Source organism: Cryobacterium sp. Y50, from assembly GCF_002929805.1.
Lineage (GTDB): Bacteria > Actinomycetota > Actinomycetes > Actinomycetales > Microbacteriaceae > Cryobacterium.
In genome coordinates this window covers 173,712-198,345 of sequence record NZ_PJJM01000105.1, presented here as the reverse complement: position 1 = coordinate 198,345, position 24,634 = coordinate 173,712, and the positions used below count along the sequence as shown (strand labels likewise).

The 24,634-nt window shown below is 63.9% G+C and carries 24 protein-coding genes and 1 pseudogene; 10 read left to right on the top strand and 15 right to left on the bottom strand.

The features are described from left to right. The first annotated feature begins 70 nt into the window (after positions 1-70). Entirely contained in the window at positions 71-1,663 is a 1,593-nt protein-coding gene (locus CXY73_RS21010) for an AMP-binding protein (RefSeq protein WP_199185443.1), read from the top strand. A gap of 125 nt (positions 1,664-1,788) precedes the next feature. On the opposite strand, the gene CXY73_RS21005 is transcribed toward CXY73_RS21010, so the two are convergent. The 4 genes from CXY73_RS21005 to CXY73_RS20985 form a co-directional block, all read right to left on the bottom strand. Then, on the bottom strand, positions 1,789-3,156 hold the full coding sequence (locus CXY73_RS21005) for an NAD-dependent succinate-semialdehyde dehydrogenase (RefSeq protein ID WP_104178788.1): 1,368 nt from the start codon (positions 3,154-3,156) through the stop codon (positions 1,789-1,791). A gap of 561 nt (positions 3,157-3,717) precedes the next feature. Continuing rightward, entirely contained in the window at positions 3,718-4,143 is a 426-nt protein-coding gene (locus tag CXY73_RS20995) for a hypothetical protein (RefSeq protein ID WP_233198511.1), read from the bottom strand. 90 nt (positions 4,144-4,233) lie between these two features. Then, the gene (locus CXY73_RS20990) at positions 4,234-5,091 is read right to left on the bottom strand and encodes an alpha/beta fold hydrolase (protein ID WP_104178787.1); all 858 of its coding nucleotides are present in this window, start codon (positions 5,089-5,091) and stop codon (positions 4,234-4,236) included. Between the two features lie 52 nt (positions 5,092-5,143). Continuing rightward, positions 5,144-5,608 (bottom strand): cytidine deaminase, encoded by a 465-nt coding sequence (locus CXY73_RS20985; RefSeq protein ID WP_199184294.1) that lies wholly within the window; start codon positions 5,606-5,608, stop codon positions 5,144-5,146. A 375-nt stretch (positions 5,609-5,983) separates the two neighbouring features. Here CXY73_RS20985 and CXY73_RS23095 point away from each other — a divergent pair, with 375 nt between their 5' ends. The 5 genes from CXY73_RS23095 to CXY73_RS23695 all read left to right on the top strand — a co-directional run bounded on the left by CXY73_RS23095 (position 5,984) and on the right by CXY73_RS23695 (position 9,058). Continuing rightward, entirely contained in the window at positions 5,984-6,184 is a 201-nt protein-coding gene (locus tag CXY73_RS23095) for a hypothetical protein (protein WP_233198510.1), read from the top strand. A gap of 126 nt (positions 6,185-6,310) precedes the next feature. Continuing rightward, positions 6,311-6,703, top strand: a complete 393-nt coding sequence (locus CXY73_RS20975; RefSeq protein ID WP_369831269.1) for a GNAT family N-acetyltransferase — start codon at positions 6,311-6,313, stop codon at positions 6,701-6,703. An 84-nt stretch (positions 6,704-6,787) separates the two neighbouring features. Next, on the top strand, positions 6,788-7,375 hold the full coding sequence (locus CXY73_RS20970; protein WP_104178785.1) for a helix-turn-helix domain-containing protein: 588 nt from the start codon (positions 6,788-6,790) through the stop codon (positions 7,373-7,375). Between the two features lie 12 nt (positions 7,376-7,387). Further along, positions 7,388-8,683 (top strand): MFS transporter, encoded by a 1,296-nt coding sequence (locus CXY73_RS20965; protein ID WP_104178784.1) that lies wholly within the window; start codon positions 7,388-7,390, stop codon positions 8,681-8,683. A 9-nt stretch (positions 8,684-8,692) separates the two neighbouring features. Beyond that, a complete protein-coding gene (locus tag CXY73_RS23695) occupies positions 8,693-9,058 on the top strand; it encodes an NAD(P)H-dependent oxidoreductase (RefSeq protein ID WP_199184295.1) in 366 nt (121 codons plus the stop codon). A 732-nt stretch (positions 9,059-9,790) separates the two neighbouring features. On the opposite strand, the gene CXY73_RS20945 is transcribed toward CXY73_RS23695, so the two are convergent. Further along, on the bottom strand, positions 9,791-10,501 hold the full coding sequence (locus tag CXY73_RS20945; RefSeq protein WP_233198509.1) for a GNAT family N-acetyltransferase: 711 nt from the start codon (positions 10,499-10,501) through the stop codon (positions 9,791-9,793). A 101-nt stretch (positions 10,502-10,602) separates the two neighbouring features. Continuing rightward, a complete protein-coding gene (locus tag CXY73_RS20940) occupies positions 10,603-11,187 on the bottom strand; it encodes a GNAT family N-acetyltransferase (RefSeq protein ID WP_104135891.1) in 585 nt (194 codons plus the stop codon). 208 nt (positions 11,188-11,395) lie between these two features. Here CXY73_RS20940 and purL point away from each other — a divergent pair, with 208 nt between their 5' ends. Both purL and CXY73_RS20930 read left to right on the top strand, forming a co-directional pair. Beyond that, positions 11,396-13,702 (top strand): phosphoribosylformylglycinamidine synthase subunit PurL, encoded by a 2,307-nt coding sequence (gene purL / locus CXY73_RS20935; RefSeq protein WP_104178782.1) that lies wholly within the window; start codon positions 11,396-11,398, stop codon positions 13,700-13,702. Positions 13,703-13,890: 188 nt separating this feature from the next. Beyond that, on the top strand, positions 13,891-14,112 hold the full coding sequence (locus CXY73_RS20930) for a hypothetical protein (protein ID WP_104178781.1): 222 nt from the start codon (positions 13,891-13,893) through the stop codon (positions 14,110-14,112). Between the two features lie 31 nt (positions 14,113-14,143). Here the strand turns inward: CXY73_RS20930 and CXY73_RS20925 are convergent, their stop codons facing one another. The 8 genes and pseudogenes from CXY73_RS20925 to CXY73_RS20895 form a co-directional block, all read right to left on the bottom strand. Beyond that, the gene (locus CXY73_RS20925) at positions 14,144-15,067 is read right to left on the bottom strand and encodes an SDR family NAD(P)-dependent oxidoreductase (protein ID WP_104135932.1); all 924 of its coding nucleotides are present in this window, start codon (positions 15,065-15,067) and stop codon (positions 14,144-14,146) included. 255 nt (positions 15,068-15,322) lie between these two features. Further along, positions 15,323-15,640, bottom strand: a pseudogene (locus tag CXY73_RS20920) (chorismate mutase); the annotation flags it as partial. Positions 15,641-15,668: 28 nt separating this feature from the next. Continuing rightward, positions 15,669-16,574 (bottom strand): DMT family transporter, encoded by a 906-nt coding sequence (locus tag CXY73_RS20915; RefSeq protein WP_104135933.1) that lies wholly within the window; start codon positions 16,572-16,574, stop codon positions 15,669-15,671. A gap of 575 nt (positions 16,575-17,149) precedes the next feature. Beyond that, positions 17,150-17,329 (bottom strand): hypothetical protein, encoded by a 180-nt coding sequence (locus CXY73_RS21695; RefSeq protein ID WP_146071837.1) that lies wholly within the window; start codon positions 17,327-17,329, stop codon positions 17,150-17,152. A 50-nt stretch (positions 17,330-17,379) separates the two neighbouring features. After that, the gene (locus CXY73_RS20910) at positions 17,380-18,666 is read right to left on the bottom strand and encodes an adenylosuccinate synthase (protein ID WP_104135895.1); all 1,287 of its coding nucleotides are present in this window, start codon (positions 18,664-18,666) and stop codon (positions 17,380-17,382) included. Next, complete coding sequence (locus CXY73_RS20905) at positions 18,667-19,152, bottom strand: DUF3151 domain-containing protein (RefSeq protein ID WP_104135896.1); 486 nt, start codon at positions 19,150-19,152, stop codon at positions 18,667-18,669. It lies immediately after the preceding gene. A gap of 153 nt (positions 19,153-19,305) precedes the next feature. After that, on the bottom strand, positions 19,306-19,674 hold the full coding sequence (locus CXY73_RS20900; protein ID WP_104135897.1) for a nuclear transport factor 2 family protein: 369 nt from the start codon (positions 19,672-19,674) through the stop codon (positions 19,306-19,308). 42 nt (positions 19,675-19,716) lie between these two features. After that, on the bottom strand, positions 19,717-20,367 hold the full coding sequence (locus CXY73_RS20895; RefSeq protein WP_369831268.1) for a TrmH family RNA methyltransferase: 651 nt from the start codon (positions 20,365-20,367) through the stop codon (positions 19,717-19,719). Between the two features lie 75 nt (positions 20,368-20,442). Here CXY73_RS20895 and CXY73_RS20890 point away from each other — a divergent pair, with 75 nt between their 5' ends. Beyond that, the gene (locus CXY73_RS20890) at positions 20,443-21,714 is read left to right on the top strand and encodes an Nramp family divalent metal transporter (protein ID WP_104135898.1); all 1,272 of its coding nucleotides are present in this window, start codon (positions 20,443-20,445) and stop codon (positions 21,712-21,714) included. 107 nt (positions 21,715-21,821) lie between these two features. Here CXY73_RS20890 and CXY73_RS20885 read toward each other — a convergent pair whose 3' ends face one another. Then, entirely contained in the window at positions 21,822-23,564 is a 1,743-nt protein-coding gene (locus tag CXY73_RS20885; RefSeq protein WP_158254177.1) for a leucine-rich repeat protein, read from the bottom strand. Positions 23,565-23,855: 291 nt separating this feature from the next. Here CXY73_RS20885 and CXY73_RS20880 point away from each other — a divergent pair, with 291 nt between their 5' ends. Next, positions 23,856-24,500 carry a metal-dependent transcriptional regulator gene (locus CXY73_RS20880; protein WP_104135900.1) on the top strand — a complete coding sequence of 215 codons (645 nt, stop codon included), beginning with the start codon at positions 23,856-23,858 and terminating at the stop codon, positions 24,498-24,500. The last annotated feature ends 134 nt before the right edge of the window (positions 24,501-24,634 follow it).

Below are 24,634 nucleotides of genomic sequence, written 5' to 3'. Positions count from 1 at the left end.
TGACATGCACAGTTTCGCGCCAACCCCGAGCGGTATCGTAAATCGCCGCACCCGATCAAAGGAGATCACCGTGTTCACGAGCCCCTACGCTCCAGTCGAGATTCCCGACCTCAGCATTTTCGATTTTCTGTTCGACGATTTGACCGAAGCCGAGCTCGAGCGCACCGCGGTGATTGACGGAGTCACGGGCGCGGCACTTAGCTATCGCACCCTGGTCGACCAGATCAGCCGAGTGGCTGGCGCTCTCTCGGCCCAAGACGTCGGCCCCGGCACGGTCATCGGCCTGCTCTGCCCCAACACACCGGAGTTCACCCCCGTCTTCCATGGCATTCTGCGCGCCGGCGCCACGGTCACCACCATCAACTCGCTCTATACGCCCGAGGATATTGCGCGCCAGCTAGTCGATTCCGGCGCAACCTGGCTCGTGACCGTCTCTCTTTTGCTGCCCGGCGCTCTCTCGGCAGCGCACGCTGCCGGCCTGGCGACGGAGTCGATCGTGGTGATCGATGGCGAGCCCGGGCATTTGTCGCTGGCTGATCTCTTACGAGCGGATGCAGCCCCGCCCGCTCTGAGCATCGACCCAGCCACGCACGTGGCGGTTCTACCGTACTCGTCGGGCACCACGGCGGCGCCCAAGGGCGTCATGCTCAGCCACCGCAACCTGGTCGCGAACGTGCAGCAAGCGCGGGACCTGATCGGCGTCGTGGCCGAGGACAAGGTGCTCGCACTGCTGCCGTTTTACCACATCTATGGAATGACGGTTCTGCTCAACCTCGCCTTCAAACAGCGGGCCGCCCTCGTAACGATGGCGAAGTTCGACTTCGTCGAATTTCTACGAATGATTCAAGATCACCGCTGCAGCTATGTTTTCATCGCGCCGCCGATTGCGGTCGCCGTGGCGAAGCATCCACTCGTCGAAAGCTACGACCTGTCGAGCGTGCACACCATGCTCTCGGGTGCAGCGCCGCTCGACGGCAGCCTCGCCGCGGCCGTCGCCACGCGACTGGACTGCCGCATTCTGCAGGGCTACGGCATGACCGAGGTCAGCCCCGTGAGCCACCTGATTCCGATCGACGCGTCGCACCTCTCGCGAGCCTCGGTCGGGGTGACCGTGCCGAACATGGACTGCAAGCTCATTTCGACCGCAACCGGCGAGGAGATCGAGATGCCCTCAGAGGGGGTGAGCGAGCCCGGAGAACTGCTCGTGCGCGGCCCCAACGTGATGCTTGGCTACCTGAACAACGAGCAGGCCACCCGCGAGACCATCGACTCCGACGGGTTTCTGCACACCGGCGACATCGCCACGGTGAGCGCCCTCGGCGAGGTGACCATCGTCGACCGCAGCAAGGAGCTGATCAAGTACAAGGGCTACCAGATCGCGCCCGCCGAACTCGAGGCGCTGCTGCTCACCCACCCGCAGATCGCTGATGCGGCAGTGATCGGGGCAGCGGATGCCGACGGCCAGGAGATACCGAAAGCCTTCGTCGTCACTGTGGCTGAGTCTGCTGTCACGGCCGAGGAGGTCATGGCGTACGTGACCGAGCGGGTCGCCCCACATAAAAAGGTGCGCGCAGTCGAGTTCATCGAGGTAATTCCGAAGTCGGCCTCCGGCAAGATTCTGCGTAAGGACCTGCGCACACAGGAGCGTGCAGTGGCGGTTTAGCCGCCACGCCCCCGACGAGCGCCGGTGGCGGGCTCCTACCAGTCAGCCTGAGGTGTGGTGCACTGCCGCCCCAAAATCGGCGGCCAACCGCAATCACCGCGTCGGCCGCCGAGGTCGGCGATGGGTCAGCCGATGCGGATGAGTTTCTTGTTCACAAACTCGCTGGCACCGAAGCGTCCGAGTTCGCGCCCGAAGCCACTTCTTTTCACCCCGCCGAACGGCAGCTCTGCGCTGCCGGCGTCAACGAGGTTGACGTAGACCATGCCGGCCTCGATGCGGTCAGCAACTCGCAGTGCCTGCTCGGGATTGGTCGTGAACAGGTAAGAGCCCAGACCGAAGGGAGTGTCGTTTGCGAGGGTGACGGCGTCATCTTCTGAGACTGCCCGGTAGACGAATGCGACGGGGCCGAAGAACTCCTCATGGTACGTGTCGTTGTCTGGTGTGACGTCGGTGAGCACGGCCGATGGGTAGAAGGTGCCAGACCGTTTGCCCGTGCGCGCCAGCGTCGCTCCCTGCGCGACTGCGCGCTCGACCTGCTCCTCGAGATGCTCGGCCGCGCCGAGGGACGAAAGGGGTCCGTAGTCTGCACCCTCGACGGTCGGGTCGCTGGGAGAGCTTGCCAAGATGGCGGCGGTGAACTTCTCCGTGAACTCATCGTAAAGTCCATCGATCACGATAAATCGCTTGGCGGCGTCGCAAGCCTGCCCGCCATTGCGGAGGCGACCGGCAACGGCGGCATCCACGGCGGCGGCCATGTCGTCGGTGCTGAGCAGAATGAACGGGTCTGATCCGCCCAGCTCCAGCACGACCTTCTTGAGGTGGCGACCGGCCACCTCGGCAACGGCCGCGCCGGCGCCCTCCGAACCGGTGAGGGAGACGCCCTGCACCCGCGGGTCGGCGATGATCGTGGCGACCTGCTCGCTGTCCGCGTACACATTGGTATAGGCGCCAGCCGGGAAACCTGCGTCGTGAAAGATTTGCTCAATCGCCGCGGCCGACTCCGGGCACTGCGACGCATGCTTGAGGATGATCGTGTTGCCCGTCATGAGGTTCGGTGCGGCGAAGCGTGCAACCTGGTAATACGGAAAATTCCACGGCATGACACCGATAAGCACACCGAGCGATTTGGAGCGCATGAACGCGGAACCCTCGCCACTGAGAAGGGTGATTGGTTCATCCTTCAGAAACTCCTGCGCGTTGTCGGCGTAGTAACGGTAAATGTCGGCGGCATAGTCGACCTCGCCGAGCGCTTGATCGACAGGCTTACCCATCTCGCGCACGATCATGGCCGCAAGCTCGTCGCGGCGCTCCTCATGTAAATCACCAACCCTGCGCAGGAGTGCGGCCCGCTCGTCTGTCGAGGAATTCCGTGACCAGTTGACGTGCGCCCCGTCCGCCGATGCGATGACCTGCTCGAGTTCATCACTCGAAATCTGGGGGTACGTCTTGATGGTCTCGCCTGTGGCGGGGTTGATAACGGCGTGGTGGCTCACGAGCCACCTCCTTTCACGGGGCTACTGGTCCGGAGGAAATCACGTAATACGAGCCAATCATGTTCGCGGAAATTGTCAAGGCTAAGGAGGCCAGTGGAGTTGAGGCGCTAGTTTCAGCGCGTGCTGTCTTCTAATGACGGGCAGCTGCAGACCAAGCGTTGGCTCTGGACCTTATTCCGAGCTGCGCCAGAGACTTCTCGAAACCTGTACGCGATGCAGCCAATCGAAGAGAGCCGAGTCCCACAAACTGGGGCTCCTGTTCCAGGCAAGTGTGTGCGGCGCTGGGGGTGGCATGACGAGCTCGACCAGGCCAGTGTGGGCATCCACGAACTCCCGCGACAGGGCGATCGGAACGGAGAGGTCGCCAAAACTGCGCAGTACCAGCGGTGGGACGTCGAGGTCGGAGCTGTTGTCGATCCAGCCCTAAAATTTTCGACTGACGATGCAACGTTCGCTCCGGCGGATCACGGTGAGGATCGAGTTGCGGCTTGTTGATGTCATTATCGTTATGTCCGCTACAGATGGCGGCGCGCTATTGAATGCGCTGGCTAGATATTGCACTTAAAAAATGGGCCGTGGTTGTCCGTCTGGAGCATGACCGAGCCAGGCGAAGAGTATCAGCACAAGCGCGGTACCCGACAACACCCCATCTAAGAGGCCGGCGGGCAACAAAAAGACCATCAATATTAGCGTCACGATGCAATTGACGAGGGAAAGCCCTAGTCCCCACAGCTGGTTCCGCAGCAGCCCGACCGCCCCGAGGACTCGTAGGACCGCGAAAATCCCGCTCATAGCCATTATGAGATAGAGATTGTCTTGCAAATAAGGAAGGGCGAAAACATAGGCATGTTCGGCAATAGATGCCTGCGGGATTTTGAGAACGAGGAGAACAAGAACTCCAATGAAAACGACCCCTTCCATAAGCACACCCTGAACAAGGAGCAACCCGGCCGCCCACCGATACTGCCGTCGCTGAGTTGTATCCATTCCGCAACCTTAGCGGCCGCTTAGGGGACGAATAAAATAAGCGTAAGACGGGATCTCCGCGACGGAAGCCACGTCAATAGTTTGGAGCTGCTAAGTGGACTTGTCCGCCCGATCAAGGAACGTATCGATAATGCGCCGGAATGCTGCTGGCTGCTCAACCCACGGATAGTGTCCGCACGCTTCGACCGTCGCGGAGGCTCCCGCGGGAAACAAATGTGCCAGCGCCCGCACTGGTGCAAGGCCCACGAGGCAGTCCTCTGTCCCAGAAATCACCAGCACAGGGGCCGTCATCTCGCCTAGCCGTGCCGCGATGTCGTGTGGTGGAACGACGTCAAAAAATGCCGTCGCGGCGGCAAAGCTCCAGCGTCCGATTTTGGCGTGCAATTGTTCCGCGTCATCCCAATTGGCGTAACCAACGGCTGCTGAGTTCTGCTGCCAGGCGTTGAAAGCATCGTCATCGGATGTTTGCGGCCCGGCGTGCAAGGCCAACAGTGCCGCGTCGAAAGCAGAGTCTCCGCGCCGTTTCTCGATGAGAGTGTCAGCGTCCGGCGGCTCTTCAACCAAGTATTCTGCCGGCGGGGTGATCAGCACCAAGGCGGCAACGAGGTGCGGAAATTGCGCGGCGTACGCGATGGCCAGCCTTGTTCCGGCCGAGTGGGCGACGAGCACAACGCGCTCCAGGCACAGATGAACACGGAGCTGCTCCACGTCGTCAGCTTGCCCCCACCACGACCCGCGCTCCGCCGAACTGGGCGCTGTGGTCAGACCGACGCCGCGCAGGTGAGGCACGATCAGCCGGTGCTTATCGCTGAGTCCGGCCAGGTCGCCCAGGTAGCTGGGGTGGCGGGCCGCGCCTCCGGCTAGGAGGATGATTGGAAATGCGGCATCGGCACGCGCAATGTCATCGTAGTGAAGCGCGAAACCGTCGGAGCTTTCGTAGCGGGGCATGGCTCGACGCTACAGGCACCCTGGAGCCACCTCTTTTTGTTCGCAGCCAACGTCAACGAAAACGCTCCTCATCGAATTGTTGAACGCCACTGTCCATGCTCCACGCGGCGGCAAACGGCATCAGGGTCTCGATGGCGACGACGCGCACTCCCGCGGCGGTCGGGAGCAGCACCCGGATACCGGGGTAGTAGTCAAATAGAACCTGCCGGTCCCGCCCGCACGGGCCGACAACACCGCGCCCGTGATTGCCAACGGCCACGATTGTCGTGATGCCTCGCCCCCCGTTCGCGCGAGCGGCGCCGAGCGCGACCAGTTCGGCGCACGGTCCACCCGTGAAGTGAAACAGATTGACCCCGGCGAACATGCGCCCGTCCGCGTCACGAACGGCCGCGCCCATCGTGTGCGCGCCGTCTTCATAAGGGCCAGCATCCGTGTTCGCGTCGATCGCCCGCCGGGCGAGCTCGATGAGCTCAATGTCTTCGGCGGTCGGAACTTCAAGTTCAGCAGCGGCGTACATGAGGGCAATCCTACGGATCAAGGCGAATCGCAACGACGGACCCGCATCGGTTTACCGGACCAGCGCACTAGCTTCGGCGGGCGGGCGGGCGGATGACCGGTCGCAGCACAACCTGTGTCAACACGATTAGACGGGATGATGAATGTAAACTATCGGTCCTCATCCGACGTTTCGGAGATCGATCGTGACTAGGTTCACCGCTGGATCAGCGCTGGATCAGCGCGCAAACCTATTGGGCGCCCATGCGATCACGCGCACGGCAGGACGCAGCGATTGAAAGCTCACGCAACTTCGGGGTGTACGAGACCGTGTCCAACAGGCAGGTCGCCTACGCGCGCGTCATCACCGACGGTGTCATGCTTGCCTGGCTCTGCCATGTCTCCGTTGACCCAGCAGTTCGCGGTCACGGCATTGGCAAGGCCCATTGCGGGGATCCTCGAGGAATGCGATCCTCTGGGCCTGAGGCGCATCGCCCTCTCGACCAACGATGCACACGGCTTGTATTTTAATCTCGGGTTCACCGCTTTGAACACCCCGAAGACGTGGATGGAGCGCATCGTCGACCCCGGCGTGTAGCTTACAAAAGACTATCTGGTGAACGCATGAGGCCCTCTTGACAGTTGGGCTGGCTCCGCTTTTCGCAACCGATATCGTGGAAAAATACTCCCACTGACCCCTTCGACTCCCCAAGATCTGAAGGCCGTGACCGAGTCCCTCCGCGTCGCTGATCTCACTCTCAGCGGGCTCGATTCGCCCTCTGTACAGTTGTGGACCGCCCGTGACACAGAAAGTGACCGCAGCGTGGCCGTGGATCCGGCCTTTCGTGGTCAGGGCGTGGGCCTCACATTGGCACGCTTTGCTCTTGATCGCGCAGCCGAAGCCGAAGCAGGAGCAGGAGCAGGAGCAGGAGCAGGTCGAGCCTGGCTTTTTAGTCGACGTTCTGGCCCGTTCTGGCAGAAAGTCGGATTTGTTTCAGCAGATAGCGACGAGCTCGCGGTTGCGCTCGCGTCAACGCATCAGGTGCGCCTCTTCTTCTCTGAAACCGGACAGCTCCAACGCGAGGTCGCCTGGAGTCGACTCCTCGAACGACGTTGACTGCCGGAGCGGGGGGAAAAGTAAGCAACAGTTATTGCGCAACGACTATTGCGCAATAACTGTTGCTCTTATAGCTTTATCGGTATGACCCCCCGCGACGCTTCACGCACCACGCTCAGCTCGGCTGCCTCCATGCGGGTTCTCGCGCATCCGACCCGGCTACGTCTGCTCGGTCTGCTTCGCGAGCGCGGCCCGCAGACGGCCACCCAGCTCGGTGACATCGTCGCTGAGGCCCCCGGCACAATCAGTTACCACCTCGGAAAGCTTGCTTCTATCGCCCTGATCGAGCCCGCTGAGGCTCAGAGAGCCGACCACCGCGAACGTTGGTGGAAGGCCATGACCCTTCTGACTAGCTGGGAGCCCGCCGATCTGCTCGACGACCCCGACAAGCTGGCGGCGTCCTCTGTTCTGCAGAAGTCCATTGCCCAGGCCTACGCCGCCCGTTTCACCGATTACATCGACGCGACACCTACCCTGCCGCGTGATTGGGTCGCCGCCGGCGCCAGCGGTGACCGGAGTCTTCGTCTCACCGTCGACGAGCTGGGCACTATGCGGGCCGAGCTCGAAGCCTTCGTCGACCGTTGGGTCGACGCGAGCGTCGCCCACAACTCCGCCACGGCCGATGGCGCCGAGCACGTGGTGCTCGTCTACCAGGCCTATCGCCGTCCCTGACTAAGACCGCCGATGAGGAGGAATGTCAAGGATGCGCGGCCTCGCGACCGTCGCGAAACCGGCGCCCTCTCGGCGTTGCTGGCCGCCCACGCGATCTCACAAACGGGCAACGTGATCACGGCCTTCGCCATCCCCTTCTACGTTCTCGGACTCGGCGGGTCGGGCGTCGAGGTGGGAATCGCGGCATTCTTCGCCACCGCCCCGGTCGTGGCAGGCGGGGCGCTCGGCGGGGTCGTCGTCGACCGAGTGGGTCACCGACAAGCGGCGATCGTTGCGGACCTCGTGAGTGGCGCCACCGTTCTGGCCATGCCGGTGCTGGCGCTGACAGTAGGGCTGCCATTTTGGGCGCTTCTCATCCTGGTGTTCGCGGGCGGACTTCTCGACACCCCGGGCCAGACCGCCCGACGCGTCATGCTGCCCGGGCTGACGATGCGGGCGGGCGTGCGAATCGAGCAGAGTGTCGGGCTCCTCGACGGTTCTGAGCGTTTAGCCAAGCTGATCGGCGCCACAATCGCCGGGCTTCTCGTCGCGCTTTTGGGACCGGTCGTGGCCCTCTTCGTCAACGCGGCAACATTCGCCGTCTCGGCGCTGTTGACCTGGGCGTTCGTGGCAGCCGCGCCCGCCGCCGCCAGGCTCAGCAACGAAAGTGCTGACGCATCCCACACCTCCTATTGGGCCGACTTGGCCGAAGGCTTCCGCTTCGTCCTCCACGACCCGCTGATGCGGTTGGTCGTTGGCCTCGTGCTGGTCACAAACCTGCTCGACGCCGCACGCGGATCGACCCTGATGCCCCTGTACGCGAACGATCATTTAGGCGGCGCCGCCGCGCTCGGCCTGCTGGTCGCGGTCCTGGGCGGTTGCGCCCTGGTGGGCAACGTGGCCTTCGGCTTCGTCGCTCACCGGATGCCCCGGCGCGTGACCCTCTCGGCCTGCTTCGCCTTGGCTGGCGGCCCATCGAGCGCCGCCTTCGCCGTCGGTGCGCCGCTGCCCGTGCTCGTCGCAATGACCGCGCTCTCGGGTCTGGCGGCTGGAGCGATCAACCCGATCCTCGGCGCGGTGGAACTCGAACGCGTTCCCGAACACATGCGCGGCCGGGTGTTCGGCCTGATCAACGCCGGTGCGTGGGCGGGTGTGCCATTCGGCGCCCTGCTCGGCGGCATCGCCGCTGACACGATCGGCCTAACAGTCGCCTTCGGCATCGTCGCGATCGTCTACACGCTCGTCACGCTGAGTCCATTGTCCGGAGGAGCTTGGCGACAAATGGAACGGCACCCGGCCGTGGGGGTCGGGGCCATCAGAAAAGGATGACGGTCTCTCATGGCCATCCTCAAGGGGTGGATCGACCGAGTCTTTGTCATGGGAGCTGTTTTTGGCGGCGATCACGGCCTCTTCGACCAAGCGGTCCTGGTCGGCCGCAAAGCAGTTCTGCTCATCACTACCGGAGGATCACCGGACTCGTTTGGTCAAGACCGCCAATTCGGCGCCTCACCACGCACCTATTCCACATACATCTTGGAATGCCCCGCTTCGTCGGCGACGACGTTCTGGAACCGATCGTCACGCACGGACCAGCACACCTGGACGTCTGCAATCGCACGGCCGCACTCTCAACGGTTCATGACGCGTTCGAACACATCGCGACACGAGCCGCCTTACCGCTCGATACGCCCGTCCGAGATTTAGCGCTCTAGCAAGAGCGCTCACTTTCCGCTCCGGAATCCGCAAGTAGCGGCGTGCATTGCGCCCTCCCCACTCTCGCAACGACCTTGGAGGAACCCTCTCTGGTGCTGCCTGGTCAGTCGATCACTACCGCCACGACTTCGATTTCAACGAGCTGATCCGGGTGGCCGAGGGCAGTAACACACAGTCGTGTGCTTGGAGCGTCATGGGCGCCGAATGCTTTGCGACGCTGGCTCACACTGGCCCGTAGGCCGAACCTCTGTCGACACCATCCTGAGCTGGATCGATCTACTCAAGGTCCACGACTGGCTGTCTACGGATGAGTTCTGGGCCCCTGGTCGCTCCCTAGAGACCGTTCAGCGTGCAGCCGACGGCTCTCTGAATTTTGAGGTCTACGACAACACTGGTCAGCTCAGCGGATGCTTCTCTCCACGCTGGATCCGCACGGCCTTTACAAGCAAGCGGGATACGTGCCGTTTTCGGAGCCACACAAACTAATGAGCTCACTCCCTGCGAGCCCAGGGCCCGCGAGGTAGGAAATCTGACGGGCTGTCTCCCGATGCAACACCTCAAGGATCAGCCCCGTCTAGAGCGTTCATGATGAGCCGGCCGTGTCCACTGCCGCGGACCATGGCCGTGAACTCCCAAGGATTCTCACCAAGCTCGTAGGACGAGAGGTAAAGGCGTATGCCCTCATTGTCCCGCCTCCGACGGGGACGGCGGTCGGGATCTGGCTCAGCGCGCCAGAGAGGCAGCTTCGTGCCGATGCGGGGTCCACACGTAGGGTGTCGTGGTCGTGAGAGTACTGAATCCGAGCCGCCTGAGGATGGGTTCGCTGTCGTCGGATGCGTCCACCTGGAGGTACTTCACACCTCGATCATGTGCGATTTGAGCTCGCCGCGCGACGAGCGCTTTGTAGATTCCTTTTCCTCTCCACGCAGGAAGGGTTGAACCGCCCCACAACCCAGCAAAATCCGTACCCTCCTTGACGATGAGCCACGCGGCAGAAACGACGTGGTCGCCGGCTTCAGCGAAGAAAACGACAATGTTGTCCGGCGAAGCTTCTATCTGCTTGAAAAGGTCGTCCGCAAGCCAGGTGAAATCCTCGTTCCAGACTGCCGATTCCATCTGTGAGATTCGCTCGAGGTCGCTTCTCGCGTGAACCGTTCGCAACACAACCCCCTCGGGCAGTACCGTAGCGACGGCCATGAGCTCCGCGTCGCCGACCATGATGGTCTCGACTTCCTCTGGAATGAAGCCAGCTTTCTTGAGGTGCTCAGGGATGTCCGGCGGGTGATCATGACCCCTGGTCTTCCACTCCACAGCTTCACCCCGGCGGGCGAAGAAGTCCCGATTTTCCATGATGAGGCGGTCCAATGCCACGCCGCCGACGTGCAGCGTCTGTGCGGTCTCGATGAAGCCGCGGTTCTGCCCTGCAACGCGCAAAAGGCGTCCGTCGCTGTGGAATTCCTGTCCTGCCGGCGGGTGCTCCGGCACCTGCAGTCGAAGCTGGGCGTCGTACAGGGCCAGAAGCCGAGTCTTCGTTGTCATCGTGATGAGCCTAAGTGGGCCGCGTTGCAGATCGTTCCCTCGACCGCCGTTCGCTGCGATCTGGGTGCGGTGAGTAGCTGATACATGAGGTGGTCTTGCCACCGACCCGCTATTTTCAGGTATTCGGGTGCCGTTCCATAACGCACGAAGCCCACGCGTTCGAGGACTCGTTGAGAACGCGCGTTCGGGATCAGTGTCTCAGCCTGAACCCTGTGCAGGCCCAACTCTTTGAATGCCAACGCGGTCATTGCTCGAACTGCATCGGTGGCATAGCCACGTCCGTTGCTCTCTTGGGCGACCCAGTAACCCATGTTGCACGACTGAAAGGCGCCGTAAGTGATGCCACTGAACGTGATCTGACCTACAACCTGCGCATCCTCGTCGAGAATCACGTGTGGCAAGGCCTCGCCCCGGCTCTGCCGAGCGAGCGCTTTTTCGACTTCCGCCTGCTGACCGGCAACCGTGAAGTAGGGATCCGCGCGGACTGGGTCCCACGGAGCAAAGAAGGGCCGGTCAGCTAGCTGAAGGTCGGCAAGTCGCTCTACATCGTTGACGGATATGAGACGAGTAGTCGCAGACATTCATGAATGCTCCCACACGGTACTCAAATCATCCGAACCCGCAAAGAGGACAGTGACCAGGGCACCCGAACACGCACGCGGCGCCATAGGTGATTCGCAGAGTTTCAATGCCGTCCCACCATCGCCCGTTCGCTGCCTGCGGACGGGGTCGAGGCGACCGGTAGACTTGCCGGGTCAAGCATCCGCTATCTCGGGGAGAATTCCACACGTGACCGCTGTTTCCAAAACCTCTTCCCGCGGCGTCGCCGACACCGTTTCCAACGCCATTGCGACGCCGGAGAAGGAGCAGCCCTACGGGGCGCTCGGGCTCAAGGCCGACGAGTACGCGAAGATTCGCGAAATTCTAGGTCGCCGCCCAACATCGGGCGAGCTGGCCATGTACTCCGTCATGTGGAGCGAGCACTGCTCCTACAAGAGCTCCAAGATGTATCTGCGCCAGTTCGGCGAGAAGGTCACCCCCGCCATGAAGAAAAACCTCATGGTCGGCATGGGCGAAAACGCCGGTGTGCTCGACGTCGGCGAGGGCTGGGCCGTCACCTTCAAAATCGAATCGCATAACCATCCCTCGTACATCGAACCGTTCCAGGGCGCCGCGACCGGCGTCGGCGGAATCGTGCGCGACATCATCTCGATGGGTGCCCGCCCGGTCGCTGTCATGGACGCCCTGCGCTTCGGGGACATTAACGACCCCGACACCGCCCGCGTCGTGCACGGCGTGGTCTCGGGCATCAGCTTCTACGGCAATTGTCTCGGCCTGCCCAACATCGGCGGCGAAACCGTGTTCGACCGGGTCTACCAGGGCAACCCGCTGGTCAACGCTCTGTCGGTCGGCGTGCTGCGGCACGAAGACCTGCACCTTGCCAACGCCCGCGGCGTCGGCAACCAGGTCGTGTTGTTTGGAGCCCGCACCGGTGGCGACGGCATCGGTGGGGCATCCATTCTCGCCTCGGATACCTTCAGTGCCGGCGGGCCCACCAAGCGACCAGCGGTGCAGGTCGGCGACCCGTTCGCCGAGAAGGTGCTGATCGAGTGCTGTCTCGAGCTGTTCGCGGGCAAGCTCGTCGAGGGCATTCAAGACCTCGGAGCCGCCGGAATCAGCTGCGCGACGTCGGAGCTCGCCTCCAACGGCGACGGCGGCATGTTCATCGAACTCGAGAAGGTGCTGCTGCGCGACCCCACGCTCACCGCCGAAGAGATTCTCATGAGCGAGAGCCAGGAGCGCATGATGGCGATCGTCACACCCGAAAAGCTCGAGGGCTTTCTCGCCGTCACGAAGAAGTGGGATGTCGAGACCAGCGTGCTCGGCGAGGTCACCGATACCGGCCGGTTGATCATCAACTGGCACGGCGAAGAAATCGTCAACGTACTGCCACGCACCGTCGCCGTCGATGGCCCGGTCTACGAGCGTCCGCTCGCCTACCCGACCTGGATCGACGCCCTGCAGGCCGACACCGCCGCCGTGCTGCCGCGCGCGCTCGACGGCGAGACCCTGCGCGAGCAGTTCCTCGACCTGCTCGGCTCGCCGAACCTCGCCGACCCGAGCTGGATCACCGACCAGTACGACCATTACGTACAGGGCAACACTGCTCTGGCTTTTCCCGACGACGGTGGCATGATCCGCGTCGACGAGGAGAGCGGCCTCGGCTTCGCGATCGCCACGGATGCGAACGGCCGCTACTGCCAGCTCGACCCGTACCGCGGCGCGCAGCTCGCCCTGGCCGAGGCCTATCGCAACGTCGCCGCGACCGGCGCGGTTCCAGCCGGCGTCAGCGACTGCCTCAACTTTGGCTCCCCCGAGAACCCCGAGGTCATGTGGCAGTTCCGTGAGGCCGTCACAGCCCTCGCCGACGGATGCCTCGAGCTTGAGATCCCGGTCACCGGCGGCAACGTCTCGTTCTACAACCAGACCGGTGACCAGCCGATTCACCCGACCCCGGTCGTGGCCGTGCTCGGCGTGATCGACGACGTCGCCCGCCGCATCCCGAGCGGCTGGCAGGACGACGGACACAACATCTACCTGCTCGGCGAGACCCGGCTTGAGCTCGACGGGTCGGCCTGGGCCGGTGTGGTGCACAACCACCTCGGTGGTCGTCCGCCGGTTGTGGATCTCGGCCGCGAGAAGGCCCTCGCCGGACTGCTGCACGCCGCGGCGAAGGAAGCGCTCATCGACAGTGCGCACGACCTCAGCGAGGGCGGGCTCGCCCAGGCCCTCGCCGAAGCCGTGATGCGATTCGGGGTGGGCGCGCGGGTCTGGCTGGGTGACATTCTGGATCGGGACGAGGTAGACGCATCCACTGCCCTGTTCTCTGAGTCGGCCGGTCGAGTCATCGTAAGCGTGCCGCGCGAAGACGACGTGAAGTTTCTCGGTCTGTGTGCCGGCCGGTACATTCCGGTGCTGCGCATCGGCGTGACCGACGCTACCCTGCACGCCCTGGAGGTGCAGGACGTCTTCTCAGCCTCCCTGTCTGGCATGCGTAATCGTCACCAGTCTGCTCTCCCCGCCGCCTTCGCGTAGCTTCTCTCCCCAACTGCGCGCGAAATGGGTTGCGCAGTCGACCTGTGAATAACCCGGCACGCACCACGAATCGGGGGCATGCTCTGCGATATGAAACGTGCCACTGGGCTTTCCCCACAACTCGCGAGTCGAGGATTAGCGTTTCGTGAGGGTTGCGCGTCGCGTGTACGGTCGACACTTGGTGCCCGTTGTCTACTATTCTCGGACTCGATGACCTGATCCAAATCGGGGATGCGCTCGTGTGCCGGCAGCATCCGCTCGCCACGATGGCAGACCTGCGCAGCCGTGCACCGACGGCAATCCGCAAGGTGGAAACGGTGCTCCGTGCTGCCGACTGGCGCCCGGTCTCTGAGCTCCTCGCTCCGCCCCGTCTCGCGGAAGCGGGTGAAGTGGTGCTTCGAGGTGGCTGAAGCAACACTTCACCCGCTTTCGCGGGGCATATTAGAGGAAGGGCTCACCGATGAGCGTCTCGGCTCGCTCCCAGAGTTTGGCGGCCACGGCGCGGTCGCGGGAGGTGCGGGTGGCGGGCTGGCGCACGGGGCGGCCGCGGGTCAGCAGGCGCGGGCCGAAGTAGTCGCCGCCGTGGGCATCCGGGTCGATAGCGGCTCGCACGGTCGACCAGGCGCCGTGGTGCTTTCCCTGCGCGCCGACCACGGTTTGCGCACCGTCAATCACCCGCTTGATTGGCGAGACCCTATTAACACCGGGAATGGTCGGAGTCAGCCCCGAGATGGAATATCCCGGCTGCGCCACGAGCGATTGCACCATTCCGGCACCGTTCGCGCGTAACCGCCGGTCAAGCTCGAATCCGAACACCTGCATGGCAATCTTGGACTGCGCGTACGCCTTCCACCCGTTGTAGGTCGTGGCGAGCTGCAGATCGTCGAGGGGGGAATCCATCAGCCGGGAAATCAGCGACCCGAGCGACACCACACGGCTGCCGGGCGTGCGGCGCAGCGCCATAAGGGTGCCCGCGGTGAGGGCAAAATGCCCCAGAAAGTTCGTCGCGAAGATGAGCTCGTTGCCATCGAGGCTGACCTGCCGGTCCGCAGACGGGTGCACGATTCCGGCGTTCAGAATCAGACCGTCAAGACGCGGCAGAGCCCGCATGGTCTCGCTGACCTCACGCACCGACTGCAGGTCTGATACATCCAGCTGCAGCACAGAAACGGATGCCCCGGGCGTGCGATCGCGGATGGCCGCCGCCGCGGCATCCGCTTTCATCAGGTTGCGGCAGGCCAGAATGACGTGTGCGCCAGCCCCAGCGAGTTGCTCACTGGTGAAGTAGCCAAGGCCCGCGTTGGCGCCGGTGACTACAAAGGTCTTGCCGCTCTGGTCGGGCAGGGAGCGCGGATCCCAGCTCACGCTACTGACCACACTGTGCCCACAGCGCGGCGCCCACGGCGTTGCGCCCAGGGCGCGGCGCCCAGCCTGGCCAGGTCGAGTTTCGCCGGTGCCGCTTCTCACAGAAGAGATCAGGCCGCCACACGATCACGACGCCGGGCTCGGTGCATGCGCGGTCGGCGGGTGCGGCACCGGTTGCGTCGCAGCGGGCACAGTCACCGACCCAGCCGGAACTCCGGCCGCAGCCCCAGCGGCGCGCCCCAGCACGACCGGGTCTCCGCCGGCGATTTTTACGTGGTGGTGGATCACCTCGGCGATGATGAAATTGAGGAACTTCTCGGCGAACGCCGGGTCGAGGTGGGCCTCTTCGGCGAGGCCGCGCAGGCGGTCGATCTGCATCAGCTCGCGGGCCGGGTCGGCGGCGGGCAGCCCGTGGGTAGCCTTCAGGCGGCCGACTTGCTGGGTGAATTTAAACCGCTCGGCCAGCAGATGGATCAGCGCCGCGTCAATATTGTCGATACTTTCGCGGATGCTGTGCAGCTGGTCAATCGCGTCCGCGCCGGCGCCGGCGGGTAACTCCTCGTGTACGGCCATGGTTTCACGATAATGCATGCTGCACGCGTCACACGGATGCCGCCGCCTCCCTACCGCGCGCCCCGAACCACCCGAGCCGCAACCGTTTCTGCGTCAGCAGGATGCCCACGAGCACCAGCAACGCACCGCTCGGTTCGTGCCAGGAGAACGTTTCGGAGAGCACGAGCACCCCCAGAATCACGCCGACGACCGGCGTCACGTAGGTCACCGTGGACGCGTTGGTCGGGCCCCAGGCACGCAACACGTTGATGTTCCAGATGTAGGCGACGCCGGTGCCGAGCGCGCCCAGCGCGAGCAGGCACAGCACGATCGGCACGGTGAGCGCCACCGGGATCCACGCGATCACAGGGGTGAGCAGCAGCATGATGAACCCGGCAATGCCGATGTTGAGAAAGGCGAAGGTGCTGCCGGCAATTGGCCGACCGCTCAAAAAGCGGCGGGTATAGCTGAAGGTGAAGCCGTAGCAGATGGCGGCGCCGAGACAGGCGAGCTGGCCCCAGAGATCGCCGGTGAGGGAGGAATACTGCCACGGACCGATGATCACCACGACGCCGCTGATGCCGACCACGATTCCGGCGACCTGCGCCCGCACGAGTTTCTCCACTCGAAACACCAGGGTCGCCATCAGCGCCGTCATGATCGGGGTGACCGCGTTGTAGATGCTCGCGAGGCTCGACGACACGTACTGTTCGGCCCAGGCGAACAGCAGGTGGGGAATCACACATCCGCTGATCGCAATCACCAAGAAGTGCAGCCAGACCACGGGCTCGCGCGGCAGCACCGGCCCATTGCCCACGCGCGGCCGGTTCACAAGCACGATCAGGCCGAGGGTGAGTCCGCCGAGTACGAGCCTGGACCAAGCGACCTGCCCGAAACTGACGCCGTCGAGCGCGACCTTCATGAACAGAAAACTGGAGCCCCAGATCAGTCCCATCCCGAGAAATTGCACGGTGATGAGGGTCTTGCTGGCGGCAGGCGTTGGGGGCACGGTTCGAGCCTATAGCGGGCCCAACCGGCCGCGCGGCCGTCTGAGCGCAACGTCTGAAATGCGCCGAACAATGGCAGCTGATGCCGGACCAGCACGCGCCCTCTGTGGCTAATTCAGGAAATCCGGCCCACTTGCTACTAGGAACCCGCATGGTTCCGGGGGCGCCCACGCCCGCCCGACCCGCTCATCCTGAATTAGCCACCAGCGCCGCGGGACCTCGCCACCTGGACGCGCCAGGCGGCTGCCGGCCGACCGGCACCCCCTCGGTGGCTAATTCAGGAAAACGGGCACACCAGCCGCCCTGGAACCCGCATGGTTCCAGGGCAGCTACGCCCGCTCGACCCGCTCGTCCTGAATTAGCCACCCAGCGGCCCCCTCACGAAGACGAATGGCTCGCCTACTGCGAGGTGTCGGCCTCGGCGTTCTGCTCGGCGTCGAAACCGGGCACCGCACCAGTCGGCTGCGGGGGACTCCCGGGCACGTCCGGCACGTCCGGCGCGCGTCCGGTTGCCGGGCGGAAGCTACCCTGCGGACCACCGCCGGTCACGGCGTAGCGCTGCCGGGCCACCGCCATAGCCGGCCGCGAACACCTCGGGACGAGCGATGGCGCGGTGCAAGTTGGGCAGCACCGCGCTGCCGAGCGGTTGCAGCTGCACAAAACGACCGGTCAGGGTCAGGGAATGGGGTCTCAGGGCGGTCACCCGCCCAGTGTGGCAGGTCAACCCCGAACCGGGTAGACGAGCCTGCGGCTTTAGTCGATCAGGTCGTGCCGCACCACGATGGCTTCACGGCCCGGGCCGACGCCGATCGCCGACATGCGCGATCCGCTCATGGCTTCGAGGGCGAGCACGTAATCCTGCGCGGCCTGCGGCAGCTCCTCGAACGTGCGCACACCGGTTATGTCCTCGGTCCAACCGGGGTAGTTCTCGTAGATCGGCACGGCGTGGTGAAAGTCGCTCTGCGAGACGGGCACCTCGTCGACGCGCACGCCGTCGACCGAGTAGGCCACGCAGACCGGAATCTCGGCCAGGCCGGTGAGCACGTCGAGCTTGGTGAGCACGAAGTCGGTGACACCGTTGATGCGCGCAGTGTAGCGGGCGATCGGGGCGTCATACCAGCCGCAGCGACGCGGGCGACCGGTGGTAGTGCCGAACTCGAAGCCGTTGACGCGCAGGTATTCGCCGGAATCGTCGAACAGCTCGGTCGGGAATGGTCCGCTGCCGACCCGGGTGGTGTACGCCTTGACCACGGCGATAACTCGGTCGATGCGATTCGGGGCGATACCGGAACCGGTGACCGCGCCGCCCGACGTCGCGTTCGACGAGGTCACGAAGGGGTAGGTACCGTGGTCGACGTCGAGCATGGTAGCCTGGCCGCCCTCGAACAGCACGGTTTTGCCCGCCGTCAGCGCCTGGTGCAGCAGCAACGCGGTGTCGGTGACCATCGGGCGCAGGCGTTCGGCATAACCGAGCAGCTCGGTGACGATCTCCTCAGTCTCGATGGCGCGACGGTTGTAGACCTTGACCAGCATGTGGTTCTTCTGGTCGAGGGCGCCCTCGACTTTCTGGCGCAGAATATTCTCGTCGAACAGGTCCTGCACGCGAATGCCGACGCGGTTGATCTTGTCGGCGTAAGCCGGTCCGATGCCACGCCCGGTCGTGCCGATCTGGCGTTTTCCAAGAAAACGCTCGGTGACCTTGTCAAGGGTGCGGTGATACGCGGTGATGACGTGCGCGTTGAGGCTGACCTTGAGCCGGGAGACGTCGACACCGCGCTCGATCAGCGCGTCGAGCTCTTCGAACAGCACCTCGACGTCGACGACGACGCCGTTTGCGATGACCGGGGTGACGCCGGGGCTCAGGATGCCGGAGGGCAGCAGGTGCAGCGCGTACTTCTCATCACCGATGACCACTGTGTGCCCGGCGTTGTTCCCGCCGTTGAACTTGACGACATAGTCGACCCGACTGCCGAGCAGGTCGGTGGCTTTGCCCTTGCCCTCGTCGCCCCACTGGGCTCCGATGAGTACGATCGCGGGCATCTAGTCTTCTCCTCGAATAACAAAGGCTTCGGTCGGCGGCGCCGGATCGAAGCCGGGGCTGCCGGTGTGCAGGGTAGCGATGATCGAGATGGCGCTCGCATCGGCATCGGTCAGAAAAGCAGTGAGACGGGCGACCTCGTCGGTCTCGCCGATCTCTTCGGCACCGCGCCGCAGCGCGAACAGGGTGCGAAGCACCCCGCGGTTGGGTTCGTGGCGCCACGGAATGGGGCCGTGGCCGCGCCAGCCGGCCTTGCGCAGAGCGTCGAGTCCGCGGTGATAACCAACCCGGGCATAGGCGTACGACTCGAGCATGCGGCCCTCGGAGTGGGTGACATCGGCCAGTTCAGCCCAGGCCAACGGGGAGGTCGGATGAACCTGCACCACGGCAGCAATCTCGCTCCTCGCGGTTCGGCGAAGAGCCTCGAGCACCTCCGGTTCCGCGGGAAGAAGGGTCTCGGGCTCTGAAATCAAATTGTCGCCGGTCACACTGAATCCTACCAAGACCCGGGCCGGTCGCTTTCGGTGCGCTGCCGCCCCATGTCTCGTAACCGCGCTCGATACCAGTGGGCGCTACACCGGGTCACCGTAGCGACTACCCACATCGGGCGCGTTCACCGTCGCCAGGCTGCTGAACGGAGGCTACGCCGGACTCTGCTGCCGGGCCGCGACGCGCCAGCCGCCGTTGACGAAGAGATACGTAGTGGACATATTCAGTTCGGCCACCACCTCACCGCGCCGGGCGATTGCCTTGTAGACGACGACGCCGGCGTGCTCGCCCAGGCGGATGATGGCGGGCTCGTGGATGCCGTAGCTCTCCCACGGCGCCGCTTGGTCAAAGTAGGCGGTGACCTGGTCGCGCGTGATGACAGCGCCGGGCACGATCATCAACCCGTCGTCGGTCATTTCGCGCTGGTAGTAGGCTCCGCCCGTACCGCCCAGAATGGCCTCCCATCCCGCGTTTTCTTCGTGGAGCAAGCGGGCGGGTAGATCGTCAGTGATCGCAGTCATACCGTCACGCTAGCCCCAAACGGTCACCGTATGAAGGAAAAATCAGAACCGGTGCTGAACCACCCAGGAATGCATGGTGACGGCCGCAGCCGCGGAAGCGTTGATCGACCGGGTCGACCCGAACTGGCTGATTTCGACGACGGATTCAGCGGCGGCGATGGCCTGCTCGGACAGGCCGGGGCCCTCCTGGCCGAACAGCAGCACGCAGCGCTCTGGAAAGCTGAAGGTCTCGATGATGACGCTTCCGGGCACGTTGTCGATCGCGATCACCGGCAGCGCCTCTGCGGCACACCATTGAACGAACGCGGCGACATCACCGTGGTGCAGCACGTGCTGGTAGCGGTCGGTGACCATGGCGCCGCGCTTGTTCCATCGGCGGCGTCCAATGATGTGCACGGTGTCGGCACCGAACGCGTTGGCGCTGCGCACGATCGAACCGATGTTCATGTCGTGCTGCCAGTTCTCAATGGCCACGTGAAACGGATGCCGGTGCTCATCCAGGTCAGCCACGATCGCGGCCATATTCCAGTAGCGATACCGGTCGATCACGTTTCGGGTGTCGCCGTGTTCGAGCAGCTCGGCGTCGTAACGATCTTCGCTCGGCCACTCCCCTGACCATGGACCGACCCCGTAGGTAGAGCGTTCGGGTGAGGAGCTGTCGGCGGCGAAGGTGGGGGCGGCTGGTTCGATCACTGATTAACCGTAACCCGCCAGCGCGCACCCAGATTCGGACTTTCGGTCTGCCTAAATTCCGACTAGGGTTTCGGCATGACTAAAACGGATGCCCCCGCTGCCGATCGTGTGCTCGCCCAAGCTCCCACCACGGTCGCCTCCAGCCGCCTGCTGTGGCTACTCGGGCCCGCCCTCGTCGCTGGGGTCGCCTACCTCGACCCGGGTAATGTCGCGAGCAATATGACCGCCGGAGCCCGCTACGGCTACCTGCTGGTCTGGGTGGTCGTGGCCGGCAACGTGATGGCCTGGCTCATTCAATACCTCTCGGCCAAGCTCGGTATCGTCACCGGGCAGAGCCTCCCCGAGATTCTCGGGGTGCGCATGAAACGGCCCACCGCCCGTCGGTTGTACTGGGTGCAGGCCGAACTGGTCGCCATGGCCACCGACCTCGCCGAGATCATCGGCGGCGCCGTCGCCCTCAATCTGCTGTTCAACCTGCCGCTGATCTGGGGTGGCGTGATCACCGGAACCATTTCGATGATCGTGCTCATGGTGCACTCGCGGCGGGGACCGCGCATTTTCGAACGCGTCATCATCATGCTCATGCTCATCATCACCGTGGGGTTCACGGCCGGTGTTTTCATCTCACCGCCCGACGGCGGTGGGGTGCTCGCCGGAATGGTGCCCCGATTCGAGGGCTCCAACTCGGTACTGCTCGCCGCCTCGATTCTCGGCGCCACGATCATGCCGCACGCGATCTACGCGCACTCCTCGCTCACTCGCGACCGATTCCCGGAATGGCAGGGCGTTCAGGCGACCCGCCGCCTGATCTGGGCAACAAAATGGGACGTCACGATCGCCATGGCAATTGCAGGCACCGTGAACCTCGCGATTCTGCTGCTGGCGGCATCCGCTTTGCAGGGTGTAGACGGAACCGACACGCTTGAGGGAGCGTACGCGGCGCTGAAAGACACGCTCGGACCGATCGTCGCGACACTGTTCGCGGTGGGACTGCTCGCATCGGGGCTCGCGTCGACGTCGGTCGGCGCCTATGCCGGGGCAGAGATTATGCAGGGGCTGCTGCACGTGCGTATTCCCCTGTTGCTCAGAAGACTCGTGACGCTGATTCCGGCGCTGCTTATTCTGGGGGTCGGGTTCGATCCCACCCAGGCGCTCGTGCTCAGCCAGGTGGTGCTCTCGTTCGGCATTCCGTTCGCGCTGATTCCGCTGGTCTGGCTCACCGCGCAGCGCGGACTGCTCGGCACTTTCACCAACCGCTGGTTCACGACGGCCGCCGGCGTAGTGTGCGCCCTCGCGCTGGTAGCGCTGAACGTCGTGCTGCTCGTGCTCGTTTTCACCGGGGCGTAACGGCCGGCCAACGTGTCGGCGCCTCCCGCTGCTCGAGTTCGCCGACCGCAATAAAACGGCCGCCACCCGCCCAATTGGCGAGGTGACGGCCGCAACAAGCGGATGCCCTACGCGGCGACCCGACGACGCCGAACGACGAGCGCGGCTCCGGCCACCAGCAGCAGCAGCGCAGCGACGCCGAGCGGCGCACCAGCGAAGCCAGTGGAAGCCAGGGAAGCCGCGGCAGCAGCCGTAACCGCGGAGGCAGCATCCGCTTCAACGGATGACAGATAGGTCACAATGCCCCCGGCGCCAACAGTGAAGTACACGACGCTGCTGAGAGCGCTGCCGTCGGCAGCCGTTCCGCTGAACGTGACGGTGTGCGCGCCGACTTCCAGCCCGGCGGGTATGACGCCCGTGCCGGTGACCGTACCGTCGAGGCTGGCGGATCCAAACGCGATCGTGACCGGGGTCGAACGCACGACCACCGTGTAGGCGGACTCTGCCAGCAACCCCACTGCCGAGACTGTGACCGTGGAGCCGGCCACGACATCGCCGATAGCCAGGTCGAGGTCAAGGGTCAGCGCTGCGGCAACAGGGTTATCGGTCGGGTTATCGGTCGGGTTATCGGTCGGGTTATCGGTCGGGGTATCGGTCGGGGCATCGGTCGGGGTATCGGTCGGGGCATCGGCCACTGCCGTCCATTTCGCATACGCGGTCACATCGGCGGTCATTGGCGCGCTGAAGTCGAACGGAACCTGGAGAACTTCTGCATCGCTGTACCAGCCGCTGAACAACCAGCCCGATTCCGACGGAGCATCTGGACGAACTGCTGAATCCCCAGCACTCACCGACTGGGCGTTCACGGCGGTGCCGTGCCCGTTCAGCTCAAACGTCACGGTCGGGTCAAGCACTTCGGCCACGTAGAGCGCAGTGTTGTGGCCCTTCCAAGTCGGGTAGGTGAACCCGCCGTCTCCGACGATTTCGAAGCCCCACTCCGCCAGGTAGCTAACGACCAACGCGTTGGATTCGCCCAGCGACGCGCTGCTTCCGGGAGCTGCCCAAGACGTGGGCGCACGGCCGGCAAACGTCACCGACGCCAGCGACGTGTTGTTATAGAAGACACCCTGCCCCAGGCTCGTAACCGTCGAAGGAATGACGACTGACGGGATATTGGCGTGGGCAAAGACCCAGTTGCCGAGCGTCTCCAGCCCCTCATTCAGGGTCACCTCGGTCAGGAATAGGTTGTGGTCGAATGCATCGTTGCCAATTTCGGTCACGGACCCCGGAATGTTAATGGAGGTGAATTCGTTATACGAGAAGGCAGTGTTGCCAATAGTGGCGAGAGCCCCCGCGTCCTGAAAGGTGACCGCGGTCATATTATTTCCGGAGAAAGCGGAGTTGCCGATACTGGTCACCGACGCCGGAATGGCAACAGACGCACCCAAGATTGTGCCGGAAAACGCGTTGTCACCAATGGTGCGCAGCCCCTCGGGGAGGGTTACCGAGGCCAACGAGGCATATTGGAAGGCTGCCGCACCAATGGTGCGCAGCCCCTCGGGGAGGGTTACCGAGGTCAACGAGGCAAATTGGAAGGCTTCCTCGCCAATAGCGGTGAGGGTATAGGGCGCGTACACACCCGGGAAACTCTCGGGAAACGCGAGCGTCGTCGCGGAGCCTTCATATATTGTCGCTGTTGCGCTCATCGTTGCATCGTCGAATGCGTAAACGACGTCATCTATGGTCAGGTCGGTCATCGCTGCCTGCGCGGGAGCCGCGACCAGCGCCGAGCCTAGAATCAGCGCTCCTGCAACGGATGCCGCCACTACCCGCGACGAATTACCTCGCGAAACCGAAAAAAACCTGCGCACTGCGACCTCCATTAGCTAACCCATCCCTGTCACGCCGGCAGAGCCCGTCGTGCACAGCAATTTCTCGGCGAGACGCCGAATTCTGATCGTATGGTGTGAATTGCCCATTTACCCCCCATCTGGGTCAATTTGTGCAGAAAACCAGTGCCGAAATCCCAGTACCGAGATCGCCCAAATTCCGCCCAACAACGTGCCCCCCGGCAGCTTCGGTAGCTCTCGAGTGTTGGCCGACGGTATCGACTCGCCTGGCATTGGCTGCCCCGTCAGCCAACTTGCTACTCTGAAAGGGAAATGACCTACACGACCGGCGCCGCCGAGGACTACCTCAAGACCATCTACTCCCATACCGAGTGGCAGAGCGACCTGATCACCCCGTCGGCGCTGGCGGTGCGGCTGGGGGTGGCGCCGTCATCCGTTACCGAAATGGTGAAGAAGCTCGCTGCCGGCGGGCTGATCACCCACGTTCCCTATGGTCCGCTCGCGCTAACGGATGCCGGCCGGCTGCGCGCGACCGCCGTTGTGCGCCGGCATCGCCTGATCGAAACCTGGCTGGTCGGCGAGATGGGCTATGACTGGGATCAGGTGCACGACGAGGCCGAGATTCTCGAGCACTCCATCTCGGATCGTCTGCTCGAGGCGATCAGCGCCCGGCTCGGATTTCCGACGCACGATCCGCACGGTGACCCCATTCCCGCCGCCGACGGTACTGTCTTACGGGAGCCCGCCGTGCTGTTCGCCGACGCCTCGGTCGGGCACGCCGGAGTCGTGCTGCGCATCAGCGACCGCGACCCACTCGTGCTGCGCGAGCTCGCCGCCGACCTGATCGGCCCCGGTACCACGTTCACGCTCGCGGCGCCGCTGACCATCGTGTTAGCGGATGGCCAGAGCCGGCTGGTCACGCCCGCTGCTGCCGCGTCGATCTGGGTCACCGCCTGAGGTGCAGGCCAGCCGTGTGGACCCCAGCTCAGAAGTCTAAGATGCAACCCAGAAAGTTCACGGTTAGTAGCGGGCGGGCGATTTCGGGTGAGACCGCGGCCTCCGCTTCATTGCCTGAGATGTAACCGAGGCAC